Source organism: Kribbella sp. NPDC000426 (genome assembly GCF_040300265.1).
GTDB lineage: Bacteria > Actinomycetota > Actinomycetes > Propionibacteriales > Kribbellaceae > Kribbella.
Map to the genome: position 1 here is coordinate 154,354 of NZ_JBEPDK010000011.1, position 18,826 is coordinate 173,179.

The 18,826-nt window shown below is 68.1% G+C and carries 18 protein-coding genes; all 18 read left to right on the forward strand.

All coding sequences use genetic code 11. The annotated features are described in order from the left end of the window. The first annotated feature begins 104 nt into the window (after positions 1–104). The 18 genes from ABT313_RS41730 (at position 105) to ABT313_RS41815 (ending at position 18,817) form a co-directional block, all read left to right on the forward strand. Positions 105–1,466: a M1 family metallopeptidase gene (locus ABT313_RS41730; RefSeq protein ID WP_350866142.1), complete on the forward strand. Its 1,362-nt coding sequence runs from the start codon at positions 105–107 to the stop codon at positions 1,464–1,466. Between the two features lie 216 nt (positions 1,467–1,682). Continuing rightward, the gene (locus tag ABT313_RS41735) at positions 1,683–2,657 is read left to right on the forward strand and encodes a glycoside hydrolase family 16 protein (protein ID WP_350866144.1); all 975 of its coding nucleotides are present in this window, start codon (positions 1,683–1,685) and stop codon (positions 2,655–2,657) included. A gap of 63 nt (positions 2,658–2,720) precedes the next feature. Further along, positions 2,721–3,467, forward strand: coding sequence for a GntR family transcriptional regulator (locus tag ABT313_RS41740; protein WP_350866146.1), 747 nt, complete (start codon positions 2,721–2,723; stop codon positions 3,465–3,467). Between the two features lie 12 nt (positions 3,468–3,479). Further along, positions 3,480–4,931 (forward strand): MGH1-like glycoside hydrolase domain-containing protein, encoded by a 1,452-nt coding sequence (locus ABT313_RS41745; protein ID WP_350866148.1) that lies wholly within the window; start codon positions 3,480–3,482, stop codon positions 4,929–4,931. A 121-nt stretch (positions 4,932–5,052) separates the two neighbouring features. Further along, the gene (locus tag ABT313_RS41750; protein WP_350866150.1) at positions 5,053–5,757 is read left to right on the forward strand and encodes an AfsR/SARP family transcriptional regulator; all 705 of its coding nucleotides are present in this window, start codon (positions 5,053–5,055) and stop codon (positions 5,755–5,757) included. A 24-nt stretch (positions 5,758–5,781) separates the two neighbouring features. Beyond that, positions 5,782–5,985, forward strand: a complete 204-nt coding sequence (locus ABT313_RS41755; protein WP_350866152.1) for a hypothetical protein — start codon at positions 5,782–5,784, stop codon at positions 5,983–5,985. Between the two features lie 70 nt (positions 5,986–6,055). After that, positions 6,056–8,167, forward strand: a complete 2,112-nt coding sequence (locus ABT313_RS41760; RefSeq protein WP_350866154.1) for an AAA family ATPase — start codon at positions 6,056–6,058, stop codon at positions 8,165–8,167. A 60-nt stretch (positions 8,168–8,227) separates the two neighbouring features. Next, entirely contained in the window at positions 8,228–9,052 is an 825-nt protein-coding gene (locus ABT313_RS41765) for a Pvc16 family protein (RefSeq protein ID WP_350866155.1), read from the forward strand. 25 nt (positions 9,053–9,077) lie between these two features. Next, positions 9,078–10,226 carry a phage tail sheath family protein gene (locus ABT313_RS41770; RefSeq protein WP_350866157.1) on the forward strand — a complete coding sequence of 383 codons (1,149 nt, stop codon included), beginning with the start codon at positions 9,078–9,080 and terminating at the stop codon, positions 10,224–10,226. Between the two features lie 10 nt (positions 10,227–10,236). Next, entirely contained in the window at positions 10,237–10,677 is a 441-nt protein-coding gene (locus ABT313_RS41775) for a phage tail protein (protein ID WP_350866159.1), read from the forward strand. Further along, positions 10,674–11,042 (forward strand): hypothetical protein, encoded by a 369-nt coding sequence (locus tag ABT313_RS41780; RefSeq protein WP_350866161.1) that lies wholly within the window; start codon positions 10,674–10,676, stop codon positions 11,040–11,042. The genes ABT313_RS41775 and ABT313_RS41780 overlap by 4 nt, the downstream gene beginning before the upstream one ends. Beyond that, positions 11,039–11,191, forward strand: coding sequence for a DUF6760 family protein (locus tag ABT313_RS41785; protein WP_350866163.1), 153 nt, complete (start codon positions 11,039–11,041; stop codon positions 11,189–11,191). The genes ABT313_RS41780 and ABT313_RS41785 overlap by 4 nt, the downstream gene beginning before the upstream one ends. Positions 11,192–11,218: 27 nt before the next feature. Then, positions 11,219–12,169, forward strand: a complete 951-nt coding sequence (locus ABT313_RS41790; RefSeq protein ID WP_350866165.1) for an eCIS core domain-containing protein — start codon at positions 11,219–11,221, stop codon at positions 12,167–12,169. Position 12,170: 1 nt separating this feature from the next. Beyond that, positions 12,171–12,860 carry a CIS tube protein gene (locus ABT313_RS41795; RefSeq protein WP_350866167.1) on the forward strand — a complete coding sequence of 230 codons (690 nt, stop codon included), beginning with the start codon at positions 12,171–12,173 and terminating at the stop codon, positions 12,858–12,860. Next, positions 12,857–14,536, forward strand: coding sequence for a phage baseplate assembly protein V (locus ABT313_RS41800; protein WP_350866169.1), 1,680 nt, complete (start codon positions 12,857–12,859; stop codon positions 14,534–14,536). The genes ABT313_RS41795 and ABT313_RS41800 overlap by 4 nt, the downstream gene beginning before the upstream one ends. A 22-nt stretch (positions 14,537–14,558) precedes the next feature. Continuing rightward, positions 14,559–14,948, forward strand: coding sequence for a GPW/gp25 family protein (locus ABT313_RS41805; protein ID WP_350866170.1), 390 nt, complete (start codon positions 14,559–14,561; stop codon positions 14,946–14,948). Further along, the gene (locus tag ABT313_RS41810; protein ID WP_350866172.1) at positions 14,945–17,164 is read left to right on the forward strand and encodes a putative baseplate assembly protein; all 2,220 of its coding nucleotides are present in this window, start codon (positions 14,945–14,947) and stop codon (positions 17,162–17,164) included. The genes ABT313_RS41805 and ABT313_RS41810 overlap by 4 nt, the downstream gene beginning before the upstream one ends. A gap of 9 nt (positions 17,165–17,173) precedes the next feature. After that, positions 17,174–18,817 carry a phage tail protein gene (locus tag ABT313_RS41815; RefSeq protein WP_350866174.1) on the forward strand — a complete coding sequence of 548 codons (1,644 nt, stop codon included), beginning with the start codon at positions 17,174–17,176 and terminating at the stop codon, positions 18,815–18,817. Positions 18,818–18,826: the final 9 nt, after the last annotated feature.

The window sequence follows — 18,826 nt, forward strand, 5'->3', positions numbered from 1 at the left end:
GGCATCTGGTCGTGCCGGTCGTCGAGGACTGCCGAGGAGGAATTGTGGGACGTGTTGGTCGTCGCCGCGGTTGCCTGTTGATCAGCTGTGCGTTGGCTCTTGGAATGGTGTCCGCGACGAGCCTGCCGGCGAATGCGGCGCCCGGGCGGGCGTCGGTGTTCTCGCCGGGGGCGGCGGGGGCCGGGGATCCGTACTTCCCGGATATGGGCAACGGCGGCTATGACGTCAGCCACTACGACATCAGGCTGTCGTTCGACCCCGCGACCAAAGCGATCAGCGCGACCACGACGATCCTTGCCAGGGCCACGCAGAATCTCTCCCGGTTCGACCTGGACTTCCAGGGACCGCTGAAGATCAGCAAGCTCTCGGTCAACGGGCGCGACGCGTCGTTCACCCGCAGCGGCGCGCAGGAGTTGGTGATCACTCCGCGGCACGGCCTGTGGCGGGGGAGCACTTTCGCCGTCTCGGTGACGTACGCCGGCGTCCCGCAGAAGATCGACGACCCGGCGCTGGGCATTTCGGGCTGGGTCGCGACCAAGGACGGCGCGGTCGCACTCAACCAGCCCATCGGCGCAGCGACGTACTTCCCGGTGAACGACGCGACGGACGACAAGGCGACGTACACCCAGACCGTCAGCGTGCCGACCGGGCTCACCGTGCTGGCCAACGGCGAACCAGGGCCGACCACCAAGCACGGCGGCCGGACCACCTTCCGTTGGCACATGAACCAGCCGATGGCCAGCGAGCTGGCGATGCTCGCGATCGGGAAGTACAACATCACTCGCAGTACGTCGGGCGGCCTGCCGAACATCACCGCGATCGGCAACTCGATCGACACCGTGGCCGGTCAGGGCAAGGTGTTCAACCAGACCACGGCGCAGGTCGTCCAGTGGGAGTCGTCGATGTACGGGCGTTATCCGTTCGACTCGACCGGCGGCATCCTCGCCGACGTCGGCGTCCACTACGCCCTCGAGACGCAGGGCCGGCCGGTGTACGACCAGCGCAGCAGCAAGGTCGACGGCGACCTGCTCGCCCACGAACTCGGCCACCAGTGGTTCGGGGACAGCCTCACGCCGGTGCACTGGTCGGACATCTGGCTGAACGAAGGCTTCGCCACCTATTCGGAGTGGCTCTATCAGGAGAAGTTCAACGGCGTTCCGGTGCAACAGAGCTTCGAGGAGACGTACGCCGACGAGAAGGACTGGACCGGCAAGGTGGCCGACCCCGGCCGGGACCAGATCTTCGACGACCTGGTCTACAACCGCGGCGCGATGACGTTGCAGGCGCTCCGTCTGAAGATCGGCGACCGGGCGTTCTTCCGGGTGCTGAAGCAGTGGCCGGCGACGTACCGGCACGGCAATGTCTCGACGCGAACCTTCATCCGGTTCGTCGAGCGGCTGACCCACCGCGACCTCGGCACGTTCTTCGACACCTGGCTCTACCAGCCGGGCAAACCCAAACTCTGATCCGGCAACTGGTAAATACCATCCGGGCAGCCTGAGCCCGCATTTAGGTTCCTTGGTATTTACCAGTTCTCAGGTAATAGGCGACCGTCGAACAATGCTTATGTCGGGTCCATTCGAAAAGTTCGGCGAAACTCTTGCAGTTCACTCCCGCGGCATTCATGCTCATCCATCAGGCGGGCTTCCGCCCCATCCTTGCCGCGAAGGAGACCTGAAGCCATGTCACGTCAGCGCACGACCCTCGTCCTGGCCGCCGCCGCGTCGATCGCCTCGGTGGTGAGCGGCGCCTCGGCCGCCGTCGGCTCGAACGATCACGCCGCCGCCAAGTCGTCCCACTGCGGTGTGCTGTTCGACGACTTCCAGTACGCGTCGGCCACCGATCCCGCGCTCGCCGACCACGGCTGGAACGCCCGGAGCGAGATGGGCGGCCCCGGCGTACCGGGCACCGCCTGGCCGGCGAGCAACATCTCCTTCGTCAGCAGCGGCGGTCAGAAGGTCGCCCAGCTCCGAGCGACGACCAACGGCACAGTCGCCGGTACGACGAACGCCGAGCTCCGCCGGACCACGATGAACCTGCGCAACGGCACCTACGCGACCCGCGTCCGGTACGCCGACCAGCCGGCCACCGGGACGGACGGCGACCACATCAACGAGACCGCGTTCGCGATCGGTCCGACGAAGTTCGACTACGACCCGATCTACAGCGAGCTCGACTTCACGGAGTACCTGCCGAACGGCGGGTGGGGCGAAGCCGGTCCCGTGAACTTCCAGACGAGCTGGCACACCTTCCGCGAGGACCCGTGGGACGCACGGACCGCGGAGGCCCGCCAGGACAGGTCGCTCGACGGCTGGCATACCTACGTCACCCAGGTCGGCAACGGCCACGTGCGGTACTACGTCGACGGCAAGCTCACCGCCGACCACACCGTCGACCAGGACGGCAACACCGTCCTCCCGCGGCAGGACATGAGCATGAACTGGAACCTCTGGTTCATCGATCTGGACGGGCACCAGGGCGCGGCGACGAGTGAGTACCGCGAGCAGGTCGACTGGGCCTACTACGCGAAGAACGACACCGTCTCACCCGCCCAGGCCGACGCCCAGGTGCAGAAGTACCGGAAGCACGACACGACGTACGAGGACTCGTTGAGCAACGCCGGGAGCTGCGAGAACTACCAGCCGCCGGAGCACTGACCTCTGCGCGACTGCTGCGGCGTAACATACGAGTCCTTCCGGCATAGCGAAGGACGGGTGCTCGTGGCAGGCAGCCTGCGAAAGCGAGATCTGGCGCGCGAACACCTGCTGGGGCTGGTCGAGTCACGAGCTGTCGGCCAGCCCATCCCGTCCGAGCGCCAGCTGTCTGCCGAGCTCGACATCTCCCGACCCACCCTGCGAGCAGTAGTCGACGACTTGGTGCGCGATGGCCTGCTGGTCCGCGAGCACGGTCGCGGCATGTTCGTCGGGAGCCCGAAGGTAGCTCAACAGATCAGCGGCACCCACGGGGCGACGTACCCGACCGCACCCGGCACGTGGACCAGCAGGGTTCTCAGCCATGGCACGATCCCGGCCGGCACATTGATCGGCAGTCGGCTCGGGGTCAGCCCGAACACCGCCGTACTGCGGATCGCCCGGCAACGCTTCGTCAACGATGACCCGATCTGTCTCGAGACCATCCACGTACTCCAGGAGCTCGTCCCGGACTTCGACGTACCGGCGATCGAGCAGAAGTCGTTCTACGCGCTGCTCGAGACGCGGTACGGAGTGATCCCGACCGACGCCGAACAAACCCACGCGGCCGCAGCCGCCGACGCCACCGAGTCCGCCCTCCTCGGCGTCGGCCTGGAAGCCCCGATCCTGATCGTCGAACGAACCACCCGCGACCAGACCGGCCGCCGCTTCGAATTCACCCGCGCCGCCTACCGCGGCGACCGCTACCAGATCAAAACCCACCTAAGTCTCTCCAAGCCTCTCCAAGCCCCCGACCGACCCGCCGGCCGCGGCTGATGGAATAGGGGTATGACGACGACAGACTCTCGTCCGGTGCTGCGGTTCGACGATGCGGCAGGGCAGGCGTTGTACGGGGCGATCTATGCGGCGGCGCTCGAGAACCTGCTGGGGATCAACACGGTTCCGTACGGCGAGGTGTATGCCCGGAGCGGGTTGATGGATCCGGCGGTCGGGATGGTGCGGGCCGGGGGTGGGTACGAGCAGCCGTGGACCAGGGATGCGACGATCAACAGCTGGAACGCGACGAGTCTGTTGGCGCCGGCGTTGGCCGCGAACACGTTGTGGGCGGTGGTCGAGAAGGATGCCGCAGGCAAGCTTGTGGTGCAGCAGGACAGTCAGCAGTGGGACCAGGTGGCGTGGGCCGTCGGTGCCTGGCATCACTATTTGGTGACCGGCGATCGGGACTTCCTGCAGAGCGCGTACGACGTCGTGACGAACACGCTCGGCATTCGCGAGCAGGCCGCGGTCTTCGGCCTTGACGCCCGCTACGGCCTGTTCACCGGTCCGTCGTTCTTCAACGACGGCGTCTCCGGATTCCCGGCGCCGACGGCGGACGCGGAGGAGAGCCGGGGCAGCGAGAGTACGTCGTACCCGGATGTCGTGTCGGCCATGTACCTGAGCACGAACGCGCTGTACTACGCGGCGTACGCCCGCGCGGCCGATATGGCCGACGCGCTCGGCCGGCCCGCCGACGGCCATCGAGCCAAGGCGGCGGCGATCAAGCAGGCGATCAACCAGTATTTCTGGAACCCGAGCACCGGAAGCTACAACTACGAACTCACGGCCGACGGAAAGCCCGGCGCATATCAGGAAGGTACGGGACTGGCGTTCACCCTGCTCTTCGGAATCGCCGACGCCGCGCAAGCCGATTCCGTGATCGCAAATGCGCAGCGGATGACCTGGGGAATGCCGGACACCTTTCCGCACTGGGACAGGTACTCCGCCGCGGAACCCGGAAGGCACAACGCGATCGTCTGGCCGCTCGTGCAAGGACTCTGGGCCAAAGCCCTGGCCAAGCACGGCGCTGTGGAGAGCTTCGCAACCGAGACCAGACTGCTCGCGGAGCTGGTCAGGGACAGCGGCGGTTTCTGGGAGATCTACGACGGCGAGACCGGCGCCGTCGAGGGCGGCTACCAGGGCGCAACCGGCGTACTGAAGCGCCGCTGGGACTCACAGCCCGACCAGACCTGGTCGGCGACAGCCTTCATCGACATGATGCACACCGGCCTGTTCGGAATGACCTTCGACGACCAGGGCCTGACCTTCGCACCGACCCTCCCACCCGGCTGGGGAGACGTGACCCTCACCGGCATCCGGTACCGCGACGCCGTCCTAACAGTCACCCTCCACGGCACAGGCACCACCATCCAAACCTTCACCCTCGACGGCACCGAACGCACGGACCACGCCGTACCGTCCTCCCTGCACGGACACCACGCCATCGACATCACTCTGGGGTAGGGCGGTCAAACGTTTGAGGTTGTGAATTCGTTGTGTGGAAGGGGATCCGGCATGGCGGGGGGCGTGGGGGCGTGCCAGAGTGGAGCAGGGGCGTCTTGGACGCTTGGGGGCAGGGGGCGCTATGGATGGGTTACGGCTGTTGCTGCTTGGCCGGTTCTTGTGCGAGCGGCAGGGTCGGCCGATCGAGTCGCCGTTCGGGATGCAGCGGCTGATTGCGTTTCTCGGGTTGCGTGGGCCGTCGCACCGGTGCTTGATCGCGGGCTCGTTGTGGCCTGAGGTGCCTGAGCAGCAGGCGCTGGCCAGTTTGCGTACGGCGGTCTGGCGGACGAAGCGCCTGGCCCCGGGTCTGCTCGAGGTGGACGGCGACGGGATGCAGTTGTCGTCGCAGGCGTGGGTGGACAGCCGCGCGCTCGAGCAAGCCGTCAGCAGGGTGCTCGACTCGCGGCAGGTCGACGAGTCGGTCGTCGGTATCCTCTGTCAGCCTGAGCTGCTGCCCGGCTGGTACGACGATTGGGTCGTCTTCGAACGCGAACGGCTCAACCAGCTACGGTTGCACGCGCTCGAAGTCGCCGCGCAACGCTTCACGGAGAGGCAACGGCTTGATCTGGCCTTGCGCTTCGCGTTGGAAGCCGTCCGGACAGAGCCACTGCGTGAAACCGCGAACGCGGTGCTGATGTCGGTCTACCTCGCCGAGGGCAACGTATCGGACGCAATACACCAGTACGAGATGTTTCGTGCACTCCTTCGACGCGAGCTGGGCCTGGAACCGTCACGGCGGTTGGCCGGCCTGCTGCCCGAGCGTAGGGCGACGTTGACGCGGACGTGACGCCTGCGGCGGGTCAATGGGGTGGTGGACACAGACAGGCGTTCTGCTGATCTCCTGGTGATCCGCCTGTGGACGGAGGTCGACGGCGGCATCCGGATGCGCGTCACCAGCTCTACCAGGCTGCGGCTGGAATCCGAACGGACGCAGGTCGTCACCAGCCGGCGTGAGGCGGTCGAGTTGGTCGAGAGCTGGCTCGACGACGTACTCGGTCCGGTGACGCGGCCGTGACGCGGCGCGGAGTTGGCTTGGGGATTCAGCAAGGAGCGCACCGCAGGGCACTCCGGTGAAAGGAGACGGCATGCTCGGCGCCGCGGCGGGGTCCGACCGGGCGGACGCTACGTCAGCTGTCTCAGAGCTGCCGACTCCACTTCCAGGCTTCCTTGCCTTCCGCCGTCTTGACCTCTTCCTCTCCCGGGCTGTCACCGCTGCGCGACAGCGGTACGGTCCAGGCGCCGCATCTGATGACTACCGCGGCCTGTATCTCACGGCTGAGCAGGTGGAGTTGTCCCTGGCCCGTCCACCGGCGGAGCCGTTCAACGCGATGTTCGACGCCGACCTGCCGTCCTGGAACGACGTGGCCAAGGACAGCCCTCGCTGGGGCTGGCTCCGGGAGACCTACGGGCTGACCGACCTCGAGCTCGACGTCGTGTTGCTCGCCCTGGGTCCGGACGTCGATCTGCGGTACGAGCGGTTGTACGGGTACCTCCAGGACGACGTGACCGCCCGCCGTCCGACCGTCAATCTCGCACTCGATCTACTGACGGTCTCGCCGCCGCAGCGGATCGCCGTACTCGGGCTGTTCGGTCCCGAGGCACCGCTGATCGCGAACGGGCTCGTCGGTCTCAGCGCAGAGGATGGCCCTTTGATCGCGCACCGCATCGCCGTGGACCCGCAGATCGCGTCGGCCCTGCTCGGGCAGGACGGCCTCGACCCGCGACTGGTGCCGTTCTGCCGCACAGTGCCGGCGACGCCCGGGCTGGAGGATGCCGATCACTTGGTCAGGCCCCTTGCCGATCTGGTGGCCCGGACACTGAACCGATCCCCACTGCGCCTGTCCTTCAGCGGACCGCCCGGCAGCGGACGACTGCGTACGGCGAAGCTGGTCGCGTCGCGCCTCGGGCTACCAATGCTCGTTGTCGACCTGAAGACGCTCAGCGACGAATCCGCCGAGGTACCTGACCGGCTCCGGCTGGTCTTCCGCGAGGCGCTGATGCGCGGCTCACTGGTGTACCTCGAGAACGTCGAGGCAGAGACTGCCGAGCTCGCCGCCGCCCTGGCCCAGTTCCAGGGGACCGTCGTGTTGGCGACGAGAGACCGCTGGGTCCCGTCCGCGGCCGACGCTCCGCTCGGCGTGCTCGACGTACCGTTCCAGCTGCCTGGGGCGGCGAGTCGACGGCGCCTCTGGGACAAGGCGCTGCGAGCGGCCGGAGCACGTGCACAGGACCGCGACCTGTCCGCCGTCGCGCAGCGCTTCCGCCTATCGGCCGGGCAGATCGAAGACGCGGTCCTCACCGCCGCCACCAGTGCTCTCCTGCGAGCGAACGGCCACGAAACCTGGCTTCGCCTGACGGACCTGTACGCCGCCGGGCGCCGAGCAGGCAGCCGGAGCCTGGAGTCCTACGCGCGCCGGATCGTGCCGACTCGCACCTGGGCTGACCTCGTCCTGCCCGCCCACGCGATCGAGCAGCTGCGTGAGTTGGCCGCCAGGATCGAGTACCGCGCCGAGGTGATGGACAACTGGGGGTTCGACGCGAAGCTGTCCACCGGCAAGGGCAACGCCGCCTTGTTCGCCGGCCCGCCCGGGACCGGCAAGACCCTGGCGGCGGAGGTGATCGCGGGGGAGCTCGGTCTCGACCTCTTCACGATCGATCTGTCCAGCGTGGTGAGCAAGTACATCGGCGAGACCGAGAAGAACCTCGAGCGCGTGTTCTCCGCCGCCGCGGACACGGACGCGATCCTGTTTTTCGACGAGGCTGACGCCCTGTTCGGAAAGCGCTCGGAGGTGCGCGACTCCCACGACCGCTACGCCAACATGGAGATCGCCTATCTGCTGCAGCGGATGGAGCGGTACGACGGGCTGGCGATCCTCGCCACGAACGTGCGGCATCACCTGGACGACGCGTTCGTACGGCGGTTGCAGGTGGTCGTGGAGTTCCCGTTCCCGGACGTCCCCGAGCGCCTCCGGATCTGGCAGGCGTGTGTGCCTCCGGAAGCGCCGCTGGCGGCGGACGTGGACTTCGACCTGCTGGCGCGACACCGGCTGTCCGGCGGGAACATCAAGAACATCGTGCTCGCCGCGGCGTTCCTCGCGGCGGCCGAGGGTACGCCGATCGGCATGGACCAACTGCTCGCCGCGACCCGGCGCGAGCACGAAAAGATCGGCAAGGTCGCAACCGGTCCCTCTCCCTGACCGGAGCGCGGTTCCGCGTACACGATCGGTCGGGCCGGCACGAGCTGAGGGGAGGGCGGGATGTTCGACGATCTCGACGCGACCCTGGCCGCGATGCTGGACGACCCGGCGGCCCCGTCGCCGGTACGTACCGCCGAGGTGAGTTTCGCGGTGCCCGACAAGACCTTCGCGCCGACCCAGGCGACGCTCAATCTCTTCCTGCACGAAGTGGAGGAGAACCGCGCACTGCGAGACGACACACCGGTGACGGAACGCGTCGCCCAGGGGTATCTGACCCGAAGGCCTGCCGTCCGGGTCGACTGCACCTACCTCGTCACAGCCTGGTCGACGAAGACCGGCGGTCTGCAGACTGCCGAGGAGCACGAGATCCTCGGCCTGACGCTGCAATGGCTCTGCAGGTTCCCGGTGCTGGACACGGGCCATCTGCAAGGGCTTCTGCAGTCCCCACCTCAGCCGTACCCCGTCATCGTCAATGTTGCCCAGCGTCGTGAGGGGCAGTCCATCGGCGAGTTCTGGACGGCGCTGGGGATCGCGCCGCGACCTGCGTTGTCCCTGACGGTGACGCTGGCAGCGGTCCCGTTCCCCGAGACTCGCACCGACCCACAGGTCACAGCCGTGCAGCTACGCAGCGGACTGGTCGGGGACCCGGTGCTGCGCGGTCGAGTGCTGACCAGTGCACTCGACGCGGTCCCGGAAGCCACCGTCCAGTTGGTGGAGGCCGGCCGGAGCGCCGGTGTCGATGCGCTGGGCGGCTTCAGTTTCACCGACGTACCTTTCGGCGCCTACACCCTCACCGTTCAGACGGCCGGAAGTCCCGACACCACAAAGCACGTCGACTACGCGGCCGACGCGCAGGTTCACGACGTCATCCTGACCGGGCCCTGACCCGGCATCGCCGAGGAGAGAAAGCATGGTCGACTACGAGACCAAGGCGCCAGGCGTCTACATCGAGGAGCAACAGGCCGCCGGGCCGATCACGGGTGTCGGGACAAGTACCGCCGCACTGATCGGCAAAGCCGTCGGAACCGTCCCGGCCGCTAACCTCGGCATCCCCGTGCCGATCACCACCTGGACGGAGTACGTCGACCAGTTCGGCGGTTTCAAGACCGGCGAGCCGCTGCCGTATGCCGTCCGTGGATTCTTCGACAACGGCGGTACGGCGGCGTACGTCGTCCCGGTCAAGGACATCAAGGACTCCGCCGGGATGACGACGGCGCTCGACAGCCTGACCAGGGTGCGGGACGCGAGCCTGGTGTGCGCGCCGGGCGCGGTCGACTCCGGCATCCAGGGCGCGATCCTCACGCACTGCGAGGTGATGGCCAACCGGTTCGCGATCCTCGACGGCGCCAACGACACCGCGCCGCTCAAGGCGGACGGGCCACTGCAGACCCAGCGCGGTGCGTTGCTGTCCAAGGGCGGTTGGGGCGGTCTGTACTGGCCGTGGATCCTCGTCGACGATCCGGCGCCGACACCGTCGTCCACGACGTTCACGCCGCCGTCGGGTCACGTGGCGGGGATCATGGCTCGTTGCGACGCCACGGTCGGTGTGCACAAGGCACCGGCGAACCAGGTGGTTCGGGGTGCTCGGGACGTGTCGTACCTGTTGAACGACACCGAACAGGGTGCGCTGAACCACGGAAACATCAACGCCGTCAGGGTGTTCCCCGGCCGTCCGCCGTTGCTCTGGGGCGCCCGCACCCTCACCGACGGGACCGAGTGGCGGTACGTGAACGTCCGTCGGCTGGTCGCGTTCCTGGAGGCCTCGCTGCTGGACGGGTTGCGCTGGGCGGTCTTCGAGCCCAACACCACCGGTCTGTGGAAGAGCCTCGAGCTGACTGTCACGGAGTTCCTCACCAGGGTGTGGCAGTCCGGTGCGCTCTTCGGCCGGACGGCGAAGGAGGCCTTCTACGTGCGGATCGACGAGGAACTCAACCCTGCGGCGGTCCGTGCCGCCGGGCAGGTGGTGATCGAGATCGGGGTGGCGCCGGTCCGGCCGGCGGAGTTCGTCGTGATCCGGATCGGACTGTGGGACGACGGCTCCCGGACCACCGAAAGCTAGGGAGACCACGATGGCACAGACAGGACAGCTCGTCGATCCGTACCGGAACTTCAACTTCCTGGTGCAGATCGACGGGATCACGCAGGCCGGTTTCAGCGAGTGCAGCGGCCTGTCGTCGACGACCGAGGTCGTCGAGTACCGCGAGGGCGGGGACAACACGACGGTGCACAAGTTGCCCGGCAAGACGGCGTACGGCGACATCACGCTGAAGTGGGGGGTCACCGACAACCTCGACCTGTGGAACTGGCGGCAGCAGATCATCGACGGTCAGGTCGTGCGTAAGCACGGCACGTTGATCCTGTTCGACTTCGACGCGAGTACCGAGCGGGCCCGATGGAACTTCATCCGCGCCTGGCCGACGAAGTGCGAGCTCCCGTCGTTCTCGGCCAAGGGCAACGAGGTGGCGATCGAGACCCTGACGCTCGCGCACGAAGGGCTGACGCGAGCGTGACGGCCCTCGTCACCGAGGTCGAGTTCGAGCTGCCGAAGGGGTACGTCGACGCGACCGGCACCGTGCACCGGACGGGTGTGATGCGCCTGGCGACCGCCGCGGACGAGATCTACCCGCTCAAGGACCCTCGGGTCCGCAACTGGCCGGCGTACCTTGTCGTGCTGGTGCTGGCCCGGGTGGTGACCAAGCTCGGCAGCCTGCCGGAGGTGCATGCCGGCGTGGTCGAAGGGCTGTTCTCCGAGGATCTGGCGTACCTGCAGGACCTCTACAACCGGCTGAACGGGCTCACCGCGACCCAGCTGGCAGTGACTTGCCCGCAGTGCGGCGCCCAGCACGTCGTCGAGGTGATGCCGTTGGGGGGATGACCGGCTACCCCGTGGACCGGGTTCACCACGAGGTCGCCTTCCTCGGACGTCACGTCCACTGGACCCTCGAGGAGCTGCTCGACCTCGACCACGCACAGCGGCTGCGCTGGGTCGGCGAGGTCGGCGCGCAACTCGCGGACGACGGCTAGCAGCGGAGACTGGAGAGGAGGATCGCAATGGACGACGAATCGCCCGCGGAGGAGCGGAGTACGTCGACGCGGCCCACACTCGGTCAGCTGCTGGACGCGCAGGCCCGCGCGCGGATCGCCGGCTACATGCCCAGCCTGGCGTGGGCCGGGCCGTTCGCTGTCCTCGCGCGGCGGGTCGAACAGCTCGCGGAGATGTCGGGCGAGCGGTTCGAGCGCGTCGAACAACGGCCGCGCACGGACATCGCAGCGCGTGGCCCGCGGTCCTCGGCAGCCACCCAGCAGCCTGCCCGTCCAGTTGAGCGCACTGCGGAGTATGGCGAGGCTCGGCAGGGCGACGTACGGGAAGTCCCCTCGCAGGTGCAGTCCCGGTTGCGCGAGATCGTCGGCCCAGCGGCTGATGCCATGCAGGTACACGTCGGCCCGGACGCCGACGCGGTCGCGCGGGCGGCTGACGCGGACGCCGTGACGGTCGGCCGCGACGTCCATGTACGCCGGGATCGGTATGCGCCGCAGCGGGAGGACGGAGTCGCGCTGCTCGCGCACGAGGCCACCCACGTCGCCGCGCTGCTCGACCCGGGCACGGGATGGAAGCGCGCTGTCGGCGCGGACGCCGGTGAGCCACTGGCTCGGGACCATGAACGCCAAGTCCTCGCCGGCACGGTTCACGAGCCGACGGGGCGTGCGCGTCGTGACGACAATCGGCGTACGGACTCAGACGCGCAGCCGGTCGGCGGTGTCTCCCGGGCAGGCACTGTCAGCGGTGCCACGCTGGCGAGCTTCCCTGGGGGGACGGGCGCGCCGAGTCAAGCAGCCAGCGTGCCGGGGACGACTGTGCACGCCACGGCACCCCAGGCCGCCCGTGCGGCGACCGACCGGGATCTGGAGGGCCCTCCGGCCGTCGATCTCGAGTCGCTGCGGCGGGGCGTGGTGGCAGACGTGATGCGCCAGATCATGAGCGAGTACGAGCGAGGTGGCTGACATGACCGAGCCGACTCGCGCCTTGGCCAAGGCGACGATCATCAACACCTTCACGCACGAGGTCCACTCGGTGATGTACAACCCCGAAGAGGTGAAGCTCGAGCAGGGCAACACCTTCGCAGAGGTAGGCATTCCAGGACTGAGCACCCCGCCGGTGCAGTACGTCCGCGGCAAGGCCCGGACCCTGTCGATGGAGTTGTTCTTCGATACCTACGAGACGGGCGAGGACGTCCGTACCTTCACAGCCCCGGTCGTCCAGCTGCTCGACAAGGATCCGCAGGAGCAGGCGCCGCCGATTCTGCTGTTCTCGTTGGGACGGCTGCAGTTCCAATGCGTGCTGGTGGACGCCGGTCAGCGCTACACGATGTTCCTGCCCGACGGTACGCCGGTGCGCAGCAGCCTGTCCGTCCGCTTCCAGGAGTACGTGCGTCTCGAGGTCGATATCCATCAGGGCGTGTTCTTCGGCTCGCCGACCGTGTCAGCGGCCGCGAACGCCGTCGGCGCGATGATCGGCGTCACCACCACGCTGCACGTCATGAGCGCCAACGACACCCTCGCCGGTCTGGCAGCGGCGTACCTCGGCGATCCCGCGTTGTGGCGCGAGATCGCTCGCGCGAACAAGATCGACGACCCGCTCGGCGTGCCGCCGGGAACGACGCTGGTGATCCCACCGCGAGGACGGGTGCCATGACCCAGCCCTTCTACGCACCGCGCTTCGAGATCGTGCTGTCCGGCGTCACCCTGGCCTCGGACCTCACCGAGCAGATCATCAGCCTGACCGTCGAAACCGACCTTGACCTGGCAGGCACGTTCACGCTGGTACTGCGGAACCCGGACAACACGCTGCTCGACTCCGCCCTCCTGGACATCGGCAAGACGGTTGAGATCCACCTCGGGTACGGCAACGATCTTCGGCCGGCGTTCCTCGGTGAGGTGACCTCCGTCGCGCCCAGCTTCCCGCCGGACGGCCCACCCACGATCCAGGTGACCGGGTACGACAAGTCGCACAGGCTCCGGCGCAATCAGCCGAAACCGACGACGTACGGCCTCACCAGCCCGAGCGTGATCGCGGCCCGGATCGCTGTCGAGAACGGCCTCATTCCGTTGGTCGACCCAACGCCGCCACTGCTCGAACCCCTCTCGCAGACCGACAGCGACTTCACCCTGCTGAAGTCTCTTGCCAAGCGCCACTACTTCGATGTGTACGTCGAATGGGACCGACTGCACTTCCAGTTCCCCCGACCCCAACTGGCCGCCGAGGTCCTCCAGTGGGGCCGGAACCTGTCCAGCTTCAACGCCCGCATCTCCGGCGCCGGCCTGGCCGGTTTACAGGTGATCCGCGGATACAACCAGGAGCTGGCGCAGAGCATCTACGCGGCTGCGCTCGCGACGGACCTCAACACCGACAACCTGCTCGAACGGCTGGGCAGCACCGCCGTGGACCTGCTCATGTCACTGGTCCGTGAGGGGATCCGAGACCACACCATCGCGAGCTCCTTCAGCGCGGTGGAGATCGCGCGCTCGGTGCTCGCCGACCTGCTGGAGGGCATGTACGAAGGCAGCGGGTCGTGCGTCGGTCTCCCGGACCTGACCGCCGGCAAGTACGTCGAGATCCAGGGCGTCGGCAAGCGCTTCTCCGGCACCTACCGGGCGCGGAAGGTGACCCACACGATCGACTCGGGAGGGTTCCGCACCACCTTCTCGATCAGCCAGCGCGGACAGTCCAGTCTGCTCGGTCTGCTGCGGAAGAAGGCCGTCGACGTACCCGGCCCTGAGCACGCCGAGAAGTTCTACGGCGTCATGGTCGCCGAGGTGATCGACAACCAGGAGCTGACGGCCACTCCGCCGGTGACGCCACTCGGCCGGGTGAAGCTGCGGTTGACCGAGCTGTCGGACGAGACGGAGACAGGGTGGGCGCCCTGCGTCCAGCCTGCTGCCGGCTCTGGCAGCGGGCACTACTGGCTGCCCACCTCCGGCGATCAGGTGCTTGTCGCGTTCAAGGGCGGTGACCTCTCGCAGCCCTACGTTCTCGGCGGCCTGTGGAACGCGAAGCAGCTGCCGCCGGAGAGGAACACCAGTAAGCGTGTCATCAAGACTCCTGCCGGACACACCGTCACGCTCGACGACTCCGACGCGACGCGGTCGGTGACGATCCAGGACACCAAGGGCAGCAAGGTGGTGCTGAACTCGTTGACCGGCGCGGTCACGATCGCGTCGGCGGGCGACCTCACCATCAGTGCCAAGGGCAACATCTCGATCTCCGGCGACGGCAACCTGACGCTGTCGGCCGAGCAGGAGCTCCATCTCGAGGCGGCCGCGGGCGCGACCAAGATCGCGATGACGGCGTCCTCGGTGGACGTCACATGACCGCGCGGACGAGGGGGCGGCGATGAACGAGGCGGTGTACGGGCGCGGGCTCAGCCATCCCTTCCGGCTGGGCGTGGCCGGGCTCAGCGAGTCCGCCGGATCACCCAAGGTCGAGGAGTCGATCCGGATCATCCTCGGCACGCAGTACGGCGAACGGGTCATGCGGCCCACGTTCGGCTGCAACCTGAGCACGCTCGCCTTCGCACCGAACAACGCCGCCACGGCGGGTCTTGCGCGGTACTACGTCGCGGAGGGGCTGGCCCGGTGGGAGCCGCGGATCGAGGTGCTCGACGTCGTCGTCGAGGACGACAACCGCGCCGCCCAACTCGTCATCACGGTCACCTACCGGCTGCGTGCCACCCAGGACGTGCACAACCTCGTCTACCCCTTCTACCTGGAGCCGACATCATGACGTTCGACGCGCAGCGTGGACGTATCGAGCCGCCGGACCTCGACGACCGGACCTGGCAGGACCTGGTCGACCAGATGCGGGCCCTGATCCCGAAGTACGCGCCGACCTGGACCGACCACAACCCGAGCGACCTCGGCATCACGCTCATCGAGCTCTTCGCCTGGCTGACCGAGAGCGTCCTGTACCGGCTGAACCAGGTCCCGGAGAAGAACTATGTTGCCTTCCTCAACCTTCTCGGCATCACCCGCGACCCGCCGACCCCGGCCCATACGCATCTCACGTTCAGCACCGACGCCGGACCGGTCGACATCGCCGCCGGAGCGCAGGCCCAGACCGCGGCGACCGAGGGCCGGCCCGGGATCGTCTTCGAGACCGACGAGCCGGTGCGGGTCCTGCCCGTGCAACTCGACACCGCGCTGCAGATCGGTCCGTTCGACAACGGAGCCGCAACAGCGACGTACGGCGATGTGACGACGGCCCTGGTCGGTTGGCCGGCGGCGAAGACGCTCGTCACACTCCCGGCGGGTAAGACGGTGCAGCTCTGTTTCGGCTTGGACGCGAAGCCCGCGGAGGCCGCCCGGCTGGGAATTCGGCTGTACCGGTCGCTGCCGTCCGGGGTGACTGCTACGTGGGTGTACTCGACGGCGGCACTGGAGCCGATCGCGTGGACGCAGCCTGCGGCCGGCGAGCTCACGGACGGAACCCTGTTCCTCCCGCCCGGCGGCGGTCCGGCACAGGCGCTCGGTCAGGACGGGACCGTGGTCCTGACACCGCCCGCGGGCTGGTCTGCGCAGCGGGCCGCGCCGACATCTGACGGACCCGCGACGCCGACCTGGAGTGCGGTCAGCGCCGCGACTCCTGCGGACGCCAACACCCGGCCACGTTTCTGGCTGGGACTTCGTCTCGTCAACAGCGGCACGACCCAGTCCGCCTTCGGCATCGACCGAGTCCTGTTCAACGCCGCGCATGCCTCCACCGCCTTGACCCTCCGTGTGCCGGAGGACCTTGGGGTGAGTGACGGTACGCCGTTCCAGACCTTCCCCCTGCGCTACCGGCCGCTGTACCGCGCACCCGACCCACGCGCGCCGTACGGGCACCTGGTCGTGGAGGTCGGCACTGGTACGCCGCCGGTCTGGCAGGCCTGGAGTGCCGTCGAGGATCTCGCCGCGGGGCCGGGTGACGTGTATCGGGTCGATCCCGTCGTCGGTGAGATCTCGTTCGGCAACTACGACCCGCAGGCGCGGCAGGGGAGTGGTTCGATCCCCGCGGCAGGCAGCCGGATCCGGGCCACCTACCGGTACGTCGCTTCCGGTGGAGCCGGGAACGTCGCGGCCGGCCAAGTGGTGGAGCCCGGGACGACGCTGGCCGGCGAGAAGTTGTCCGCGGTGAAGTCCGTGACCAATCTGGCTCCGGCCGCAGACGGTTCGGACGAGGAGGCCGTCGCCGACACGCTGCGCCGGGCACCACGCGAGCTGAAGACTCGCGATCGAGCAGTGACGGCGGAGGACTACGAGGTACTCGCCGGGGAGCCCAACAAGAGCGTCGTCGTCACGGCCTGCCTGCTGCCGCGGATGCAGCTGCTCGACCAGTTGCCGGCCTGGAAAGCCGGTGATCCGTGGACGTTCGCCGGGGTGGTGCGGGCACCGGGCAACGTCACTGTCGTCGTCGTTCCGGACCAGGGCGACTCGGTCGCGAGGCCGACTCCGACGCCGGAGCTCGTCGACGAGGTGCGCGGCTACCTCGACCAGCGCCGCGACATCGGCGTACAGCTGCAGGTCACCGGACCGCGGTACCTGCCGATCATCGTGCAGGCGCAGGTGGTGATCTGGAAGGAGGCTGCGGCTGCGGGGGCGAAGACTGACGACGTCAAGGCCGACACCCTCGACCGGATCGCGGCCTTCCTGCATCCGACCCGTGGTGGCCCGGACGGCACCGGATGGCAGGTCGGTCAGAACGTCTACACCTCCGACCTGTTCCAGGCGATCATGCCGGCCCGGGACCTCGGCTACATCTCGACGCTGCAGGTGAAGCCGGACACTCCGGCGTACCACTATCCGCCGCTGAACCCGACCGGGACGGACGCCAACTACAACCCGACGCTGGAGCGGCCGTTCGCGCTGTCCGGGTTCGGGGCGTCGGTGCGGCTCGCCGACTACGAGCTGGTTTGCGCTGCAACCGGCAAGCACGACGTCCAGCTCCAGGTCTCGGACAGCTGAGGGGACGACGTGGACCAGAGCTCGTACCTTCGCTATCTGCCGCCGGTGCTCTGGCGGGATGCGGACCCGCCCGACGGTCTCCGCCTGGGCGAGTGGCTGCGCATCGTCGAGAAGGTGCTGACCGGGATCGACGACGACGTACGGCTTGAGCATGGCGACCATGTGCACGACGCCGTGTCCGAAGTGATCGCCGGCACCGACCGCTTGTTCGATGCGTGGAAGACGCCGGAGGAGTTCTTGCCGTACCTCGCCTCGTGGGTGGGTCTGGACCTACCGACGCTGCGCGGCGAGCCGCTGTGGGACGAGTACCAGCGCAGACGGGTCACCGCCTCGATCGCCGCCGTCTACCGCCGCCGGGGACTCAAAGGCGGACTCCTGGACCACCTCGCCCTGCACACGCTGGGACCGGCCAGACCCCGAGTGGCCATCGATGATGGGAGCCGGGTGCTCGTCACCCAGCCACGACCGGACCTGCTCGCGCCGGTCAGCGTGATGGTCAGCCAGGGGCCGGTACTGCGTGGGTCGACCGTCGTCACCGAGGGGCTGGTCCGTCCGTGGTGCATCGCCCGTGGCAGCTCAGGAGACCTGTTCGTGGGCGACGTCGGCCTGCCGACAGCTGTTCCGCTGCCACTGCGGCCGCGGGTGTGGCGGCTGACTCCGTCCGGTGACTACACGTACGCCGGGTCCCCGCCGAAGCCACGACCCGTTGCCCCGGACACCCAGTTCCGGCAGGTGATCGGCGTCGCGGTGCGTCCGCCACAGGGCGGGCAGCCGGAGACCCTCTACATCCTCGACGTACGCGGGGCACTCACCGCCGTCGCCGCCCCGTACGACGCTGCTACTGCGACACCGGTCACCACGCTTGCTGTCGGCAACAACCTGTTCGTACCGGTCGCGATGGCGGTCGACGTGAACGGTGACCTGCTGGTGCTCGACCGTGGCGACGGCCCGGGCACGCCCAACCCGCCGAAGATCGTCACGGTCACGCTCAACCCGCTGTCGGTCACGCGACACCCGTTGACGACGGTGCTGGAACCGCTGTCTCTGCTGGTACGTCCGGACTCGACGCTGGTGATCGGCGACGGGCGTGAGCAGGAGAACCTCGGCCCGGGACTGCTGACCGGCAATCTCGTCGTCGTGGACCGGTCGAACGCTGCGGCGTGGGAGGAGTCGCTGCTGCTGCCGACGTCCAATCCGCTGGTGGCACCGACCGCGGTGACCCAGACCCGCGACGGCACGCTACATGTTCTGGATATCGGGATCAAGCCGTTCCGGCAGCTCGACCAGGACGCGTTCGTCCGGGCGGTGTGCGAGAGCGCGGCTGTCTACCAGGTCGATCCCGATGCCGCGGCGCCGCAAGCGGTGCGGGTCAGCGAGGCGGGGCACATGGTCTTTCCGACCGGGATGGTTGCCGCCGGCGACCGGCTTGTCATCTGCGACCCCGGCCAGCCGGAGGCACCTGGGGTCACCCCGATCTGGCCGCGGCTGCGCCCGTTCCGGTTCGACGTCGTCGTCCACTTTCTCGAGAGTGGGCTGCCGGTCGACCAGGACGCGCGGTCCGCGGCCGAGAGCCAGGTGCTGGCGATCGTCAGCAGTGTTGTGGAGGACAACCGCCCGGCGCACACCGAGTGGGGCCGGATCACCGCGAACTGAGGCATTTCG